Consider the following 12,626-nt stretch of genomic DNA (forward strand, 5'->3'; position numbering starts at 1 on the left):
TCACCACCTATCGAATGTTAAATCCTGTTGTTAAACAACATCTACGACGTCGTGCAAAGCAGCGCGCTGATGTAGTCGATTCCCCAGTTGGTGTAGCAATTGTAAAGGTTGTCGTACCTTCACCACTAAAACCAAGCCCTGCATAAGATGGACCATTCTTAACAAAAATAGATGTTTTCATTTTACGAGCCATCCGATTGAGGCGTTCCATATTTAAGGAATGCATTGTTGCCGTATGATGTAAGCCCGCTTCTAACATCAAGCATACATCGAGGCCTTCATCAAAGCTATCTACCGTTACAACCGGTAGAATAGGCATTAACATTTCAATCACTGCAAATGGATGGTCTTTTGGTGTACGCATGATGATCAACCGTGGATCACCATTGTACGGAATATGTGCCGCATCAAGAATGACGCTTGCATTCTTACCGACGAACTTTTTGTTTGGTGTCCCATTCGGTAATACAATTAAATCCACTAAGCGTTGAATATCTTGTTGATTTTCAATAAGGACGCATCCTGCTTTCACCATTTCTTGAACTAGCTGTGACTCGATTTGGCGCATGGCAACGACGCTCTTTTCAGCGATACATAGAATATTATTATCGAGGCTAGCACCGAGGACGATATCTTGAGCTGCCTTTTTAATATCTGCTGTTTCATCTACAAAGGCAGGTGGATTACCAGCACCGGCACCGATAACCTTTTTACCACTTTGAAGTGCTTGTTTTACAACCCCAGGGCCACCAGTAACAACTAATAGACTCACATCGGGGTGCAACATCATCTCTTGAGCGGACTCAATAGATGGCTCACGAAGTGTTACGATAAGGTTTTCAATGCCAATCGATTTAGCAATAATTTGATTAAGTTCACTAACTAGCAATCGACTAAGATGCTTAGCGCCAGGATGAACACTAAAGAATACGGCATTCCCTGCAGCTAGCATACCGATTGTATTACATATTAACGTTTCTGCCGGATTTGTACTTGGTGTAATAGCACCGATGACACCGTAGGCAGACAATTCGTATAATGTCATGCCGTTATCACCAGTTTCACACTCTGTAACGAGATCTTCTACACCCGGTGTTTTATCGAGTGTAAGGTTTAATTTCAATACTTTATCTGCAACTCGACCCATTCCTGTTTCTTCAACAGTTTTTTGAGCCAACTCTTGTACTCGTGGGCGCATAGCAGTACGAATATCTGCTATTACCTTTTCACGGGTTGCCAAGGTGCAATCTTCAAAGCGCGCTTGCGCTGCTTTTGCTGCTTGAATGGCCTCATCAACGGTATCAAATACACCTGGTTCAACTTGACCTCTAGGCGCTTGTTTAAAAGGTTTTGATGAGGCTGCTTCTTGCTTTTGCCCCTGTAATACATCTATAACCATGGAGCGGATCATTTCTTTCAACTGTGTATTGTTTTCCATCATGAACCTCCATATAGGTTGCATTGCTGATGCAATGACCATGTCAACTAACGGTGTACACAATCAAGGATACATTCATGATGTGACACAATAACTAGGTTTAACTCTGGCACCAGCTATTTCCTATACAATTATTTTTCAAAACTATCAATAATACCCACAATAGCGCAATCTACTGCGGTGCCTTTATCATCTTCGAAAATATGCCGTGCCGATGAGCCTCGAGTTAGAAGCACATATTCACCTTCACCAGCACATACTGTATCGACGGCGATTTCTATGCGCCCCGTCAACTCTTGTTCTCCATCGAGAATGTCCACCATCATCAGTTTCATTCCCTTTAGAGATTCATGCTTTTGAGTAGATACGATACTACCCACTACTTTACCGACTTGCATACTTCTCGTTCCCTTCAATTATTGTGATATGTAAGCGCTCAATTTCATCTCGAGCAGCCATGGTAAACCGTTGTCCCCTATATATGACGATAATAGACTGACTTTCACAAGATCTTACAAAAGAGGCCGTTATCCATCCTTGATGGCTGGCATATATAGGACGACCAAATTTATCTAGAAATTTGATAGGCCAATCTAGAATAACTGATGGATTCAGCAACGAGGTTACAGGGACTGCGAGTCGTATTGTCACCTCACAGTCATAGGCTAATGCACGGTGCAAACAGGCTACCCAAGGCACCAATGTATCGCTCATTAACTCTCGTATATGACCATAATCTATACCAGCAAAAGAAATGAGTTGATTCTGCAACAATATATGTTCATCATAGTTATTGCATTCTGTGACCATAAACGTAGCAGTGGATGTCATGCGCTTTTCTAGGCGTTCTAGCACCAGTTTAACTAATGCATCCATATTAATGCTCACTTCCCATGGCAATCCCTAAGGGCGTTACAAATTCTGGATATAATGGCTTATCTACGGGTAATCCTATATATTGACTGAAAGTTTTGGTAAACTCCTCAAAATTAGAAGCACCACCTACAACAACAATAGGAGTCCCCTTTTCATAGCCACCCTCTTGTAACGCACGCTTAGAAATAGCTGCCATTTTCTCTACAACAGGCCGTATGGTTGCATATACATCGCGTTTATTAGCTTCATTCCGCTTATAAGCCTCCGCTTCAGGGATGGAAATCCCATAGGCCCCGCTAATAACAAGGTTCATATGGGTGCCTCCTGTAGGCTCATCTACGGTATATACAACTCGGCCATCTTTTAAAATGCTTATGCCAGTAGTCCCACCACCGACGTCGATAACAGCGCCATCAGTAATGCCTAGCACATTAGCAGCAGCGGTAGGTTCGTCTAGAATACAAGTCACTTCAAAACCGGCGCTTTCTAGAACGTGACCTACTACATCTTTATTCTTGCCTATCGTTCCAGGTGGAACAGCTGCTGCGGCATATACAAGTTCTGTGCCTAAGGCTGCTTCCGCCTTAGCCTTTAACGCTCGCGTAATTGTAACAGCTCCCACATAGTCAACTACAAGGCCATCTCGAATGGACTCATTGTATTCAAAGGCACCATAAATAGGTTTACCTTTGTCGTTAACTACGGATAGGACAATAGATGATGTACCAAGGTCAATACCTACACGCAAATTCTTTTGATTATGCGAGCTCACTTGTTTGGACTCTACAAGATCAGAGAACTCTTGCAATGTATTATTTGCCTTTTTCAAACCCTTCATCGTATCACCTACTTTACTGTACAATTCTCGCCATCACTGTACCTTGTACATTGGCAGCATTCGCCTCATCTGTATCAATATGGAGTTCTAGGACAAAACCAGGCACGGCCCGAACGATGACATCACCAAATACAGTGGTGCGTTCTGGCGTTTGAAGTTCAACATTAACGCTATCGCCATTATTTACATTAAGCCGTTTTGCATCATCAGGCGACATATGAATATGTCGCTTTGCAACGATACAAATAGGTTTTGTTATTTCCCCGTTTTCCGTACATAAAGTGATCTCTACGGCTGATTCTAAATGACCAGATAGCACAATAGGAGGCTTTATGCCTAATGTACGAGCATCGGTCAACGATACCTCCACTTGTGACTGCTTTCTAAGAGGACCTAGTACGCGGACATTTTGAATGACTCCTTTAGGCCCCACTAAAGTAACTGTTTGTTCTGAAGCAAACTCTCCAGTTTGTTTTAAGTCACTTTTCTTAGTAATTGCCTGATTAGGGAATAATACATCCCAGTCCGCCTGACATAGATGGACATGTCTATTGCTCACACCTACGGGAATGGACGATTCGAACATGGCTTCGATCACTTCTCGTACGATAGCACGAATCTGTTCCCGATCCATAAGCTATTATCCTTTCTTAGGTAAGATTAATTCTACGTCGCTATGAGGGCGTGGAATTACATGAGTGGATACTACTTCGCCTACTTTTTGTGCTGCTGCACAGCCTGCATCAACCGCTGCTTTTACAGCGCCTACATCACCGCGAACCATTACTGTTACAAGACCAGAACCGATTTTTTCAGTACCTTCTAATGTAACGTTAGCTGCTTTTACCATTGCGTCAGCCGCTTCAATGGCGCCTACTAAACCTTTTGTTTCTACCATGCCTAATGCGTTATTCATGATAATCTCCTTTATTTTTACTACTTTATTTCTTTTTAGAGTTTTTCTTTGGCGTTGTTTTCTTTGTACCTGTGGACTTAGAACTTTTCGGTTCTATGATAGTAGATACAATTTCATCTAACACTTCAACAACCTTTTCATCTAATTTGGGTTTCTCTGTTTTAGAAGTTGTAACTTCAGCTTTGACTGGTTCAGTTTCTATAATTTCTTTAGTTTCTTGAACACTAGCACTCGCCTTAGTTAACTGTGTATCATCAGATACTTTAGCTGGCTTATCTGTAAAGTCATCATTAAAGGATTCTACTAAGCCTTCTGCAGGCCGTGGAATTACTTTATGAGCTACATACAGGTTCATCCCTTTTGTAAGAGCCACACCGGTCTGAACAGCCGCTTCTACAGCTGCTACATCACCGGCAACCTTTACTGTCATCCAGCCAAGGCCTCTCGTCTTTTCTATGCCTATCAACCGTACATTTGCAGCTTTAACCATTGCATCTGATGCGGTGATAGCCCCCAGTAAACCAGCTACTTCTAGTAACCCTAGTGAATCTTTCACTATGCCACCTCCCGACGTCTATTTCTGTTGATGATTCGCAACAGGATTCATGCATTCCTATAACGTTAGCTACGTTGCATATCTACTAACATTTGACGAATCAAATCTTTTAACTTTGGTTCTTGAGATTCTGTTTTAGGTTCTTCTTTCGGTGTCACCTGAACAGGCTCATCCTTGAGCATACCTACTTCATCCATTATGTCCATAATGATAGCCCGTAACATTTGTTCATTTAGTTCTGCCATTATGAATCCTCCTATTCACATTGTGAAAGTATCATCTATAGTGACGTAATCATATGTAATGAATGAATGTCTCTTTGAAGCAACATTCATTAAATAATGTAAGCATTACCTTTATTCTTAGGTATATCTCCCATAGTTTCTAGTAAAGCTAATCCTACATCACGTGCTGCTTTTACAGCTTGTTTAACAGCGCCAGAATCACCACAGATTTGTAAAATAACTTCGTTACTCATAGCTGAACTCGATGGAGAACGATAGCCTACTACATCTACATTAGCTGATTTAACTGCTGTATCTGCCATAACTACACCAATAGCTGCTGGGGCCCCAACGATCAAGCCAAAGGCTTTACCCTCTGGTGTTCCAAATGCAGTCACTAATGCTTCTCCTGCGCGAGCTGTATATTGAACCTCCACATGACCTGCTTCGTTCATATATACTTCGCCGAAGGTACGTTCTAATTCACGCAATGCTACTTCTACAGAACGTCTTACATCAGATACATCATCGCCGCCAAATATGATAAGGGAACCAGAACCGGCGCCACCTTTCATATCACGGGCAAGTTCAATGCTAACAATCTCGGTATTCGTTGCTTTTACAGCTTCATCAGCGGCCATAATTTGCGGCCCTGCACCTGTACGTGAACCTAAGATACCGATAGATCGATATGACTTAGTGAGCTTCATAGCTTCCAATACTTGACTGTCTACATTGGCAATTACGAGGCCAATTGTATCGCCTGTTGTAGTACTGCCTACGTGTTCAGTAATCATTGAAGTTTGTAGTTGATTTGTAGTAGGTGAACTTACAGGTGACGAAACACATGATGCATTACCTGTTGCGCCTGTAGTTTTGCTTAAATCAGCACCATCGATACGCATCAATACGCGCTTTAAAATCTCATCTACCATACTTTTAGTATCGGCCATAATTATTCACCCTTTGTTGGTAAAATACCTTCTACATCTTTATGTGGTCTTGGAATTACATGAGTAGAGATAACAATGCCTACGCGTTCAGCAGCCGCTGCACCTGCATCTACAGCAGCTTTTACAGCACCTACATCACCGCGAACCATAACAGTAACGAGACCAGAGCCAATTTTTTCATTGCCTACGAGTTCTACATTAGCTGCTTTAAGCATTGCATCAGCTGCTTCAATAGCGCCTACTAGGCCCTTAGTTTCCACCATACCTAATGCTTCTTGTGTCATCTGTTTTCTCTCCTTTTACAAAACATAGAGCAAAGATTACAAATTTATTTTTCTAATAGTTCCACCATAGTGCCTATATTCATAAAGGCAAAGTGTGCTGTTTTAAGCAGTTGTACCATTAATACGGCACCAGTTCCTTCACCTAATGCCATTTGCCCATGGATTGGAACTTCATCAAGACGAATATTTGCATAGGCTAATGCTGCTGCCATCCCTACCTCACGAGAATAATGAGATGGAATGCCATATAATGGAGCCTCTCCATTCATTTGAGTAGCACAAGCCATAGCAACTGCTGTAATATATCCATCGATTACAAATGGAATATGTAGGTCTGTACAAGCTACCATAGCGCCTGTAATAGCGGCTATATCAAAGCCACCTACGCGGCTGATTACCTCTTTTGGACTGTTTAAGTGTCCCTTATGATGAGATAGTGCAGTACGTACAAATTCTCGTTTTTGATTCATGTACGCCTCTTCATCAGGACCAGATCCAGGACCTACGGTTATCCGTGGGTCTAATTTTGTAAGACCACTCAAGACAGCTGCTGAAGTTGTGGTATTACCAACACCCATTTCACCGAAGGAAAATAGATTGATACCTGATTCTGCATAGTAGACAACGCGGTTATATCCCGCTTGATACGCTAGGTCAAATTCTTCAGCGCTCATAGCAGCACCGTCTAATATATTCTTTGTGCCTTGAGCTACCTTTCGATTTATCCCAATACCTTGTGGGCACGCAATGCCTACATCTACCACTTCATAAGGAATATGGTTAAAGATACAGTAATTAGCAACTGCACTTTTACCATCAATCATATTCTGAGACTGTTTACGAGTAATCTCATAGTTATAACCGATTAGGCCATCTACGGAAATACCATTATCTGCAGAAAAGATAATATGCTGAGCCTGAATCTCAGGTTTCATATCCTGCCACGCGAGACACATTTTTTTGAAATATCGTTCCCATAGACCCAAGCTTTTTGGAATGATCGCCTTATTTAAAATAAATTGATTAAGTTGTTCTTCAAACACTTTGTCCATGGAAAAACCTTCTTTCAACTAACTATATATGTAGTTACATAATTGTTTTAACGACTCTTCGTCGTGAACTGATATTTCAAAAATATTAGTGGCTCCCGCTAGTTTAAGATTGCGCCGAGGCGCCTCAACATCTTTACCCGTATCCACCTTTGATACAACCCCTATAACCTCGCGATTTAAGGAGTTTCCAAAGTTTGGTGGGAATATGGTTGTTTCATCACCTGCAGGAATCATGAAAATCACTACGTCCGCATCATAGGCGTGTAAGATAATGCCTCGATAGTAATTAGGATTCTCCATATATTCTCCAGGGGTATCGATGAAGTTTCCCACTCTCGTTATGGCTTGTGTCTTATGATACGTAGCCGAGCCATGAGTAATCGTATCTGCTAATGTAGTCTTACCACAACCGCTACGACCTACTAGAAGGATGCGTTTTTCTTTCTTTTCGGTGCTCATAATTACCCTTTCATTAGGATCTTGTTAAATCCGTTGGGAAGAATCCTAATATGCGTTGCAGACCTTCAATTACGCTGCGCAAAGCAGATTCAACAGCAGATACATCACCAGTTATGAGAAGTGCCCCCGAAAACCTATCGATGAAACCGATTTCGATATCACCAGATTTACTTGCAATATCGGCTGCAATAATGGTCCCTTCACCAGGTGTTATGGTAAGAATTCCAATGGCATTGCGTCCTTTTTCCTCAAGCCCCATTTTTCTAAATAGATCTGGCTTAGGATTGGCAATAACATGAGCTATCGTAACCTGCTTTCCGGGTACAAACTCTTGTATGATGCGCTGTTTTGCATCAATTACCTCTTGAAAGGCCATATAGTCTCCTCCTAATTTAATATGTATTCTTTAAACTATACTGACATGTTATAGTTTGTCGTTGTTTTATATACTCTAGCTATAGTTAAGGTGCCACTAATTGGAAGAACAACACGGCTAAGCCTGCCCCGATCAATGGTCCAATAAATGGTACCCATGCATATTGCCAGTTCGCAGTTCCCTTATTAGGAATCGGTAATAAGAAATATGCTAACCGTGGACCAAAGTCACGGGCTGGATTTAATGCATATCCAGTAGTTGCACCAAAGGACATACCAATGGATGCTACCAAGATACCGATGACCATAGGTGCTAAACCATCGGCCATTTTTCCTAAGCAGAGAATCGCTAGCATAAACATAAATGTTGCTATGATCTCAGATATCAAATTGAAAGGTTTATTATCGATTGCTGGACCTGTTGCAAAAATCCCTACACAGTTTCCTTCGTCAGGACCGGTTACTTTAAAGTGTGGATAATAGAACAATGCAGCAATGGCAGCACCTGTAAAACCACCTGCAATTTGAGCTATGGACATTGGAATGACTTGATCCCAAGGGAATATACCTGCTACAGCAAGAGCAAAGGTAACGGCAGGGTTCAAATGCCCTGGGCCACCAAGTGTAATCCCTACATATACACCAAAGGCTACGGCAAATGCCCATCCGAAGATAATGTGTAGCCAGTTAGTACCAAAAATACTAACAATGGTTTTCTTTAACAAGATAGATGCATTAGTAGTATTACCAAATGCAATTAAAACGGCAGTACCAACAAACTCACTAATATACATTTGCGTTACGTCCATTGTTTTCACCTCATTGAGTTAACAGAGATTGTAATGCATGAGATGCAATGTCCATATCCTGTGCCACGGTACCACCGCTAATGCCGAGTCCACCAATCATTTTTCCATTAATCATGATTGGATATCCGCCACCAAAGGTGCAAATTTTACGGTTTACCATGGATTCTATGTTGAATAGATCGCCATCAGGCTGTGCGCTTTGATGTATTTCATGAGTTGCTGATTTAAGCGCTACTGCGGTGTACGCCTTTGCCTGAGCGATGTCGTTACTGATGAGCAATGCATCTGACATACGTTGGAAATACATTAATACACCGTTTGCATCTACTATAGATACAACGATAGGTACGCCTATGGACTGAGCGTAGTCCATTGCCGCTTGTGAAAGCTTCGTCATAATATGCTCTAACTCTGTTCCAGTTGTCATATCATTAACTCCATTTTCAGCAGAATGCTCTATATTACCTACGCATTGATTGCTTCCTGTCAGTATTTCCTCGCGACTAGTTGCTACACGTTCTGAAACGCGTTCTACAATTGTTTCTACAAATTGTATATAGTCTTCCATGCGAGCCATGATATATAGAGCATCAGATAGTCGATTAATAAATTTACGAACCTCATCGCGAATAGGTTCTACAGAACCTAAGCTTATAAGCAATCGTTCTCCACGACGACAAATAGTACGTGCCACGTGTAGCTCTGCAGCAGATAGATAATTTCCGCTTAATATAAAGCTATGTTGCTGTGGCAATCGCTTAGTATAGTCATCAATCATGTATTCCAATTCGCTTATATCTTGTTGTGAAATTAGATTACTACTTTCACTTAGATTTTCCACATGAGGCGTGGCTACCTCCGCACATAAGCGGAATAGCTGATGTTGTAATGTGTGAAGCACATGTTTATTGTCTGGTGAGACGACTAATTTCTCACATACACTAACCTGTGCATTTAATTCATCAAAGGTTCCATATGTGTCCACACGAAGTGAATTTTTAGGTACTCTAGTGCCATCAAATAAGGCCGTTGTACCTGCATCACCGGTTTTCGTATAAATAGCCATATGCACCACCTCTAAAGTTAGTTAGATTTAAAAAGCTACTTCCAATCGTTCATCAGGAACGAAAGGATTACCTTTTACAAGGCGGGCTGCATTGACACCTAAGGTGCGTAAGCTATCTGGATATTGAGCATAACCCGTAAGTCGATAAATAAATTGATGCATTGGTATGTTTTTATAGGTCAACACAATCGCCTCATCATCAACGCCTATCCCAACAGATAAAGCGGAATTACGAGATGCTAGGTCGGCCAATGTCATATGCGTACCACTATGGGACTCAATGACAACAGGTAGACCTTCCTCTTCAATTCCATATAGAACGGGTTTTAGTATATCCTCACTGATATACTCTGTAGCATACAGCAATATGGTTGGCTTACTAACGATACTTTGGTCCATCATAGGCCTCCCTTCTGTACATAGGATAATACCAAACCTGTTGCTACCGCATTACGTGCACCTTCAACGCCTCGAATATTGCCTCGACCTGCTACTAATGCATATTGTGAAAGTGCATCGGTGACGAGTTGAGGAATTTCAAAGTCTAATGCAGAACCACCTACGATAACTACGAATGGTATATCTCGCACATTATGAGTAGGACTAACAGATGCCAAAGCACGAAGAGAATTTGTTACAAACACCCGTTTCTTGGCGGTTTGACGAACACGTTTAATCGTTTCTAGTGGGATATCTCGCTCTACAGGAACAAGCCCATCAAGAGTGACAATAACAACGCGGCCAAACAATGCTGCCGGAAGTGGTTCATTAAAGAACTGCACCGTTCCATCTTCGTGACGAATGTGATATACACTGAGTACTTGAGCCAATGGATCTCGTTTAATAGCTTCCGCAATATGCATATCCTCTAAACCAAGCTCGGAGTTGATTAACATTGTTACCATATTTCCTGCACCTGCAAGATGAATGGCCTTAATTTTTCCTTCTTGATTGATGATAGATGCATCGGTAGAGCCTGCTCCTAAATCGAGTATGGCCATTGGTTTGGCTGTCCCCGGTGTAGTCAAAGCGCCTAAGATAGCTGATTCAGCCTCTTCGCCACCTATTTCAACAGGAACGCCTAACTCTTTTTCTACCTGCTTCGCAATGATTTCCATTTGTAGATGATCTGACTTAACCATAGAGGCAATACCTACAGCTTGTTCCATAGAGAACTCACCTGCAAGGCCGCCTTTCACATTAATAGGAACAGCCACATCTACAGCTAGTAAATCTTGAATATATACGTCTTGAGGTGATTTATTCGTCAATTGCGCCATTGTGAGGCGAACCTTTTCAAGCATGCCACCTACATTCGTACCTGCTTCTCCGCTGATATCCTCGATAGGATGAACGGATTCAAGGGTTTCCATGATTTTCTCTGCCCCTGCAGATACATCGACGAATACAGTTCGGTCATTTCCCATAACAATGATGGATCCTGCCGGTATTACCCGTTCTTTAACGTCCCCTGCAGGCGTTTTAATAACTACTGCAGAGCGGTTCCCGATGAGGGCCCTAGCAATGGGTACAATATTCTTTGTCTCCTCTGGTGAAAGCTCAAATACAGTGGCAATACCATACGGATTAGATAATTGTGATACCACTTGCCCCGGTTCTACAACCTCTACAGCGGAAAGCATTCCCATTGGAATTTTATCGATATACGCAACCTCGTCTACGATAGGAATTTTATGATCTAATCGATTATTGACGAGTACTCCATCATCGGCTTGAAGAATAGCAGCGCGAATATCATAACCGCGTTGACAGTACGCATTGATAAGCTGTGCTACCAATTCAAAATCGATAATTTTAGGAGCTACCACGATGTATGGCTTATCTTGTGGCTTGTCGATGAGTTGTTCAATAGGAACTGTATAGCCTACACCAAGTCCTAAACCACCTGGTGTTTTAGGATTGTGACCTATCATGGTAGATTCCGTAATAATGGTTTCCGTAATGGTCTCCATAGCTACATCACCGATAACTGGTGTAGCCTCATTAATGCGAATTAAGTCAATGTCTCGTAGTGTAAGATTAGCAGACTTGATTAGCGACTTGAGGGCATCCATGAGGCCTACGATATTTTCGCGCGTTCCTTTAATACCAGTGGTGCTAGCAATAGCAGAAGATAAGAACTTTGCCTCTCCATTGCTATGAATTTCGGCCAAGGCCGCTTCTGTTGTAGAGTTTCCGATATCGATGCCAACAATTCGTTTCATAATGACATCTCCTATAGGTTAATTATCACCTTTCAGTTTTTTACGACGTTCGTAGTTTTCTGCTGCTTCACGTACAAAGTTTGCGCAAATAGGAGCACCTAGACCATCAAGTTCGCTAGCAATATCCAAAAGTTCTTGTTTAGAAGAACGATATGGACGAAGTGCATTATACATTTCAAGTAAGCGTTTATCGCTAACTTTCGTCATTTCTGCGGCGCGGGAGAAGTTGAGTTCAATTTGATCACGGCCCCCAGCCTTAGCAATTTGACCTTGAGCTTTCAAAATGGATGGAGAAATTTTCAAATCATCCATTGTGATGTGACCTGCCATTACGTTATCCATCGTAATGTGGCTCAAATCACGGCCTTGACCAAGATCAATCCATTCTGGATGTTTTTTAGCAATCGGATAATCTTCGATTGTAACCACTCTATCTACTGTATTTGTTGTAGATGGTGTATGAGGCGCTGAGTACTGTGTTGTACTGCCTTTCGCCCCTTCTATTTCAGATACGATCTGCCGAATTAAGGCTTCTAATTCGTTAGCCATAGTAAA

At 41.8% G+C, this 12,626-nt stretch carries 18 protein-coding genes; all 18 read right to left on the bottom strand.

Annotation, left to right across the window (positions count from 1 at the left end; translation table 11 throughout):
* Nucleotides 1–7: 7 nt before the first annotated feature.
* Nucleotides 8–1,441, bottom strand: a complete 1,434-nt coding sequence (locus VRHSUH10_RS05820; protein ID WP_233187082.1) for an aldehyde dehydrogenase family protein — start codon at nt 1,439–1,441, stop codon at nt 8–10.
* A gap of 128 nt (nt 1,442–1,569) precedes the next feature.
* Nucleotides 1,570–1,836, bottom strand: a complete 267-nt coding sequence (locus VRHSUH10_RS05825) for a EutN/CcmL family microcompartment protein (RefSeq protein WP_024066335.1) — start codon at nt 1,834–1,836, stop codon at nt 1,570–1,572.
* The gene (pduM, locus tag VRHSUH10_RS05830) at nt 1,823–2,314 is read right to left on the bottom strand and encodes a PduM family microcompartment protein (RefSeq protein ID WP_105089780.1); all 492 of its coding nucleotides are present in this window, start codon (nt 2,312–2,314) and stop codon (nt 1,823–1,825) included. The genes VRHSUH10_RS05825 and pduM overlap by 14 nt, the downstream gene beginning before the upstream one ends.
* A 1-nt stretch (nt 2,315) precedes the next feature.
* The gene (gene eutJ, locus VRHSUH10_RS05835; protein WP_105089781.1) at nt 2,316–3,152 is read right to left on the bottom strand and encodes an ethanolamine utilization protein EutJ; all 837 of its coding nucleotides are present in this window, start codon (nt 3,150–3,152) and stop codon (nt 2,316–2,318) included.
* A gap of 13 nt (nt 3,153–3,165) precedes the next feature.
* Entirely contained in the window at nt 3,166–3,786 is a 621-nt protein-coding gene (gene pduL, locus VRHSUH10_RS05840; RefSeq protein WP_105089782.1) for a phosphate propanoyltransferase, read from the bottom strand.
* 6 nt (nt 3,787–3,792) lie between these two features.
* Nucleotides 3,793–4,068 carry a propanediol utilization microcompartment protein PduA gene (gene pduA / locus VRHSUH10_RS05845; protein WP_005385294.1) on the bottom strand — a complete coding sequence of 92 codons (276 nt, stop codon included), beginning with the start codon at nt 4,066–4,068 and terminating at the stop codon, nt 3,793–3,795.
* 25 nt (nt 4,069–4,093) lie between these two features.
* Nucleotides 4,094–4,624, bottom strand: coding sequence for a BMC domain-containing protein (locus VRHSUH10_RS09585; RefSeq protein ID WP_255403555.1), 531 nt, complete (start codon nt 4,622–4,624; stop codon nt 4,094–4,096).
* 65 nt (nt 4,625–4,689) lie between these two features.
* On the bottom strand, nt 4,690–4,869 hold the full coding sequence (locus VRHSUH10_RS05855; protein WP_105089784.1) for a hypothetical protein: 180 nt from the start codon (nt 4,867–4,869) through the stop codon (nt 4,690–4,692).
* Between the two features lie 89 nt (nt 4,870–4,958).
* Nucleotides 4,959–5,801, bottom strand: a complete 843-nt coding sequence (pduB, locus tag VRHSUH10_RS05860) for a propanediol utilization microcompartment protein PduB (RefSeq protein WP_105089785.1) — start codon at nt 5,799–5,801, stop codon at nt 4,959–4,961.
* Nucleotides 5,802–5,803: 2 nt separating this feature from the next.
* On the bottom strand, nt 5,804–6,085 hold the full coding sequence (gene pduA, locus VRHSUH10_RS05865; protein ID WP_005385289.1) for a propanediol utilization microcompartment protein PduA: 282 nt from the start codon (nt 6,083–6,085) through the stop codon (nt 5,804–5,806).
* A gap of 44 nt (nt 6,086–6,129) precedes the next feature.
* Nucleotides 6,130–7,137, bottom strand: coding sequence for a nicotinate-nucleotide--dimethylbenzimidazole phosphoribosyltransferase (locus tag VRHSUH10_RS05870; RefSeq protein ID WP_105089786.1), 1,008 nt, complete (start codon nt 7,135–7,137; stop codon nt 6,130–6,132).
* An 18-nt stretch (nt 7,138–7,155) separates the two neighbouring features.
* On the bottom strand, nt 7,156–7,596 hold the full coding sequence (locus tag VRHSUH10_RS05875) for a EutP/PduV family microcompartment system protein (protein WP_105089787.1): 441 nt from the start codon (nt 7,594–7,596) through the stop codon (nt 7,156–7,158).
* A 13-nt stretch (nt 7,597–7,609) separates the two neighbouring features.
* Nucleotides 7,610–7,972, bottom strand: coding sequence for an ethanolamine utilization microcompartment protein EutS (gene eutS / locus VRHSUH10_RS05880; RefSeq protein WP_038117203.1), 363 nt, complete (start codon nt 7,970–7,972; stop codon nt 7,610–7,612).
* 85 nt (nt 7,973–8,057) lie between these two features.
* Complete coding sequence (locus tag VRHSUH10_RS05885) at nt 8,058–8,780, bottom strand: MIP/aquaporin family protein (protein ID WP_105089788.1); 723 nt, start codon at nt 8,778–8,780, stop codon at nt 8,058–8,060.
* 10 nt (nt 8,781–8,790) lie between these two features.
* Nucleotides 8,791–9,846, bottom strand: coding sequence for a cob(I)yrinic acid a,c-diamide adenosyltransferase (locus VRHSUH10_RS05890; protein WP_105089789.1), 1,056 nt, complete (start codon nt 9,844–9,846; stop codon nt 8,791–8,793).
* A 27-nt stretch (nt 9,847–9,873) separates the two neighbouring features.
* Nucleotides 9,874–10,248, bottom strand: a complete 375-nt coding sequence (locus VRHSUH10_RS05895) for a glycerol dehydratase reactivase beta/small subunit family protein (RefSeq protein ID WP_105089790.1) — start codon at nt 10,246–10,248, stop codon at nt 9,874–9,876.
* Nucleotides 10,245–12,071: a diol dehydratase reactivase subunit alpha gene (locus tag VRHSUH10_RS05900; RefSeq protein WP_105089791.1), complete on the bottom strand. Its 1,827-nt coding sequence runs from the start codon at nt 12,069–12,071 to the stop codon at nt 10,245–10,247. The genes VRHSUH10_RS05895 and VRHSUH10_RS05900 overlap by 4 nt, the downstream gene beginning before the upstream one ends.
* Before the next feature lie 18 nt (nt 12,072–12,089).
* Nucleotides 12,090–12,620, bottom strand: coding sequence for a diol dehydratase small subunit (locus tag VRHSUH10_RS05905; RefSeq protein ID WP_105089792.1), 531 nt, complete (start codon nt 12,618–12,620; stop codon nt 12,090–12,092).
* Nucleotides 12,621–12,626 lie beyond the last annotated feature (6 nt).

It is taken from the genome of Veillonella sp. T11011-6 (genome assembly GCF_002959755.1).
Classification (GTDB): Bacteria; Bacillota; Negativicutes; order Veillonellales; family Veillonellaceae; genus Veillonella.

Excerpts from the sequence above, each read along its gene's own strand:
- VRHSUH10_RS05895 (WP_105089790.1), bottom strand. The coding sequence starts at position 10,248 with ATGATGGACCAAAGTATCGTTAGTAAGCCAACCATATTGCTGTATGCT.
- VRHSUH10_RS05820 (WP_233187082.1), bottom strand. The coding sequence starts at position 1,441 with ATGATGGAAAACAATACACAGTTGAAAGAAATGATCCGCTCCATGGTT.
- VRHSUH10_RS05885 (WP_105089788.1), bottom strand. The coding sequence starts at position 8,780 with ATGGACGTAACGCAAATGTATATTAGTGAGTTTGTTGGTACTGCCGTT.
- eutJ (WP_105089781.1), bottom strand. The coding sequence starts at position 3,152 with ATGAAGGGTTTGAAAAAGGCAAATAATACATTGCAAGAGTTCTCTGAT.
- VRHSUH10_RS05870 (WP_105089786.1), bottom strand. The coding sequence starts at position 7,137 with ATGGACAAAGTGTTTGAAGAACAACTTAATCAATTTATTTTAAATAAG.
- VRHSUH10_RS05855 (WP_105089784.1), bottom strand. The coding sequence starts at position 4,869 with ATGGCAGAACTAAATGAACAAATGTTACGGGCTATCATTATGGACATA.
- pduL (WP_105089782.1), bottom strand. The coding sequence starts at position 3,786 with ATGGATCGGGAACAGATTCGTGCTATCGTACGAGAAGTGATCGAAGCC.
- eutS (WP_038117203.1), bottom strand. The coding sequence starts at position 7,972 with ATGGCCTTTCAAGAGGTAATTGATGCAAAACAGCGCATCATACAAGAG.
- pduA (WP_005385289.1), bottom strand. The coding sequence starts at position 6,085 with ATGACACAAGAAGCATTAGGTATGGTGGAAACTAAGGGCCTAGTAGGC.
- pduA (WP_005385294.1), bottom strand. The coding sequence starts at position 4,068 with ATGAATAACGCATTAGGCATGGTAGAAACAAAAGGTTTAGTAGGCGCC.
- VRHSUH10_RS05900 (WP_105089791.1), bottom strand. The coding sequence starts at position 12,071 with ATGAAACGAATTGTTGGCATCGATATCGGAAACTCTACAACAGAAGCG.
- VRHSUH10_RS05890 (WP_105089789.1), bottom strand. The coding sequence starts at position 9,846 with ATGGCTATTTATACGAAAACCGGTGATGCAGGTACAACGGCCTTATTT.
- VRHSUH10_RS05825 (WP_024066335.1), bottom strand. The coding sequence starts at position 1,836 with ATGCAAGTCGGTAAAGTAGTGGGTAGTATCGTATCTACTCAAAAGCAT.
- pduM (WP_105089780.1), bottom strand. The coding sequence starts at position 2,314 with ATGGATGCATTAGTTAAACTGGTGCTAGAACGCCTAGAAAAGCGCATG.
- pduB (WP_105089785.1), bottom strand. The coding sequence starts at position 5,801 with ATGGCCGATACTAAAAGTATGGTAGATGAGATTTTAAAGCGCGTATTG.
- VRHSUH10_RS05875 (WP_105089787.1), bottom strand. The coding sequence starts at position 7,596 with ATGAGCACCGAAAAGAAAGAAAAACGCATCCTTCTAGTAGGTCGTAGC.
- VRHSUH10_RS05905 (WP_105089792.1), bottom strand. The coding sequence starts at position 12,620 with ATGGCTAACGAATTAGAAGCCTTAATTCGGCAGATCGTATCTGAAATA.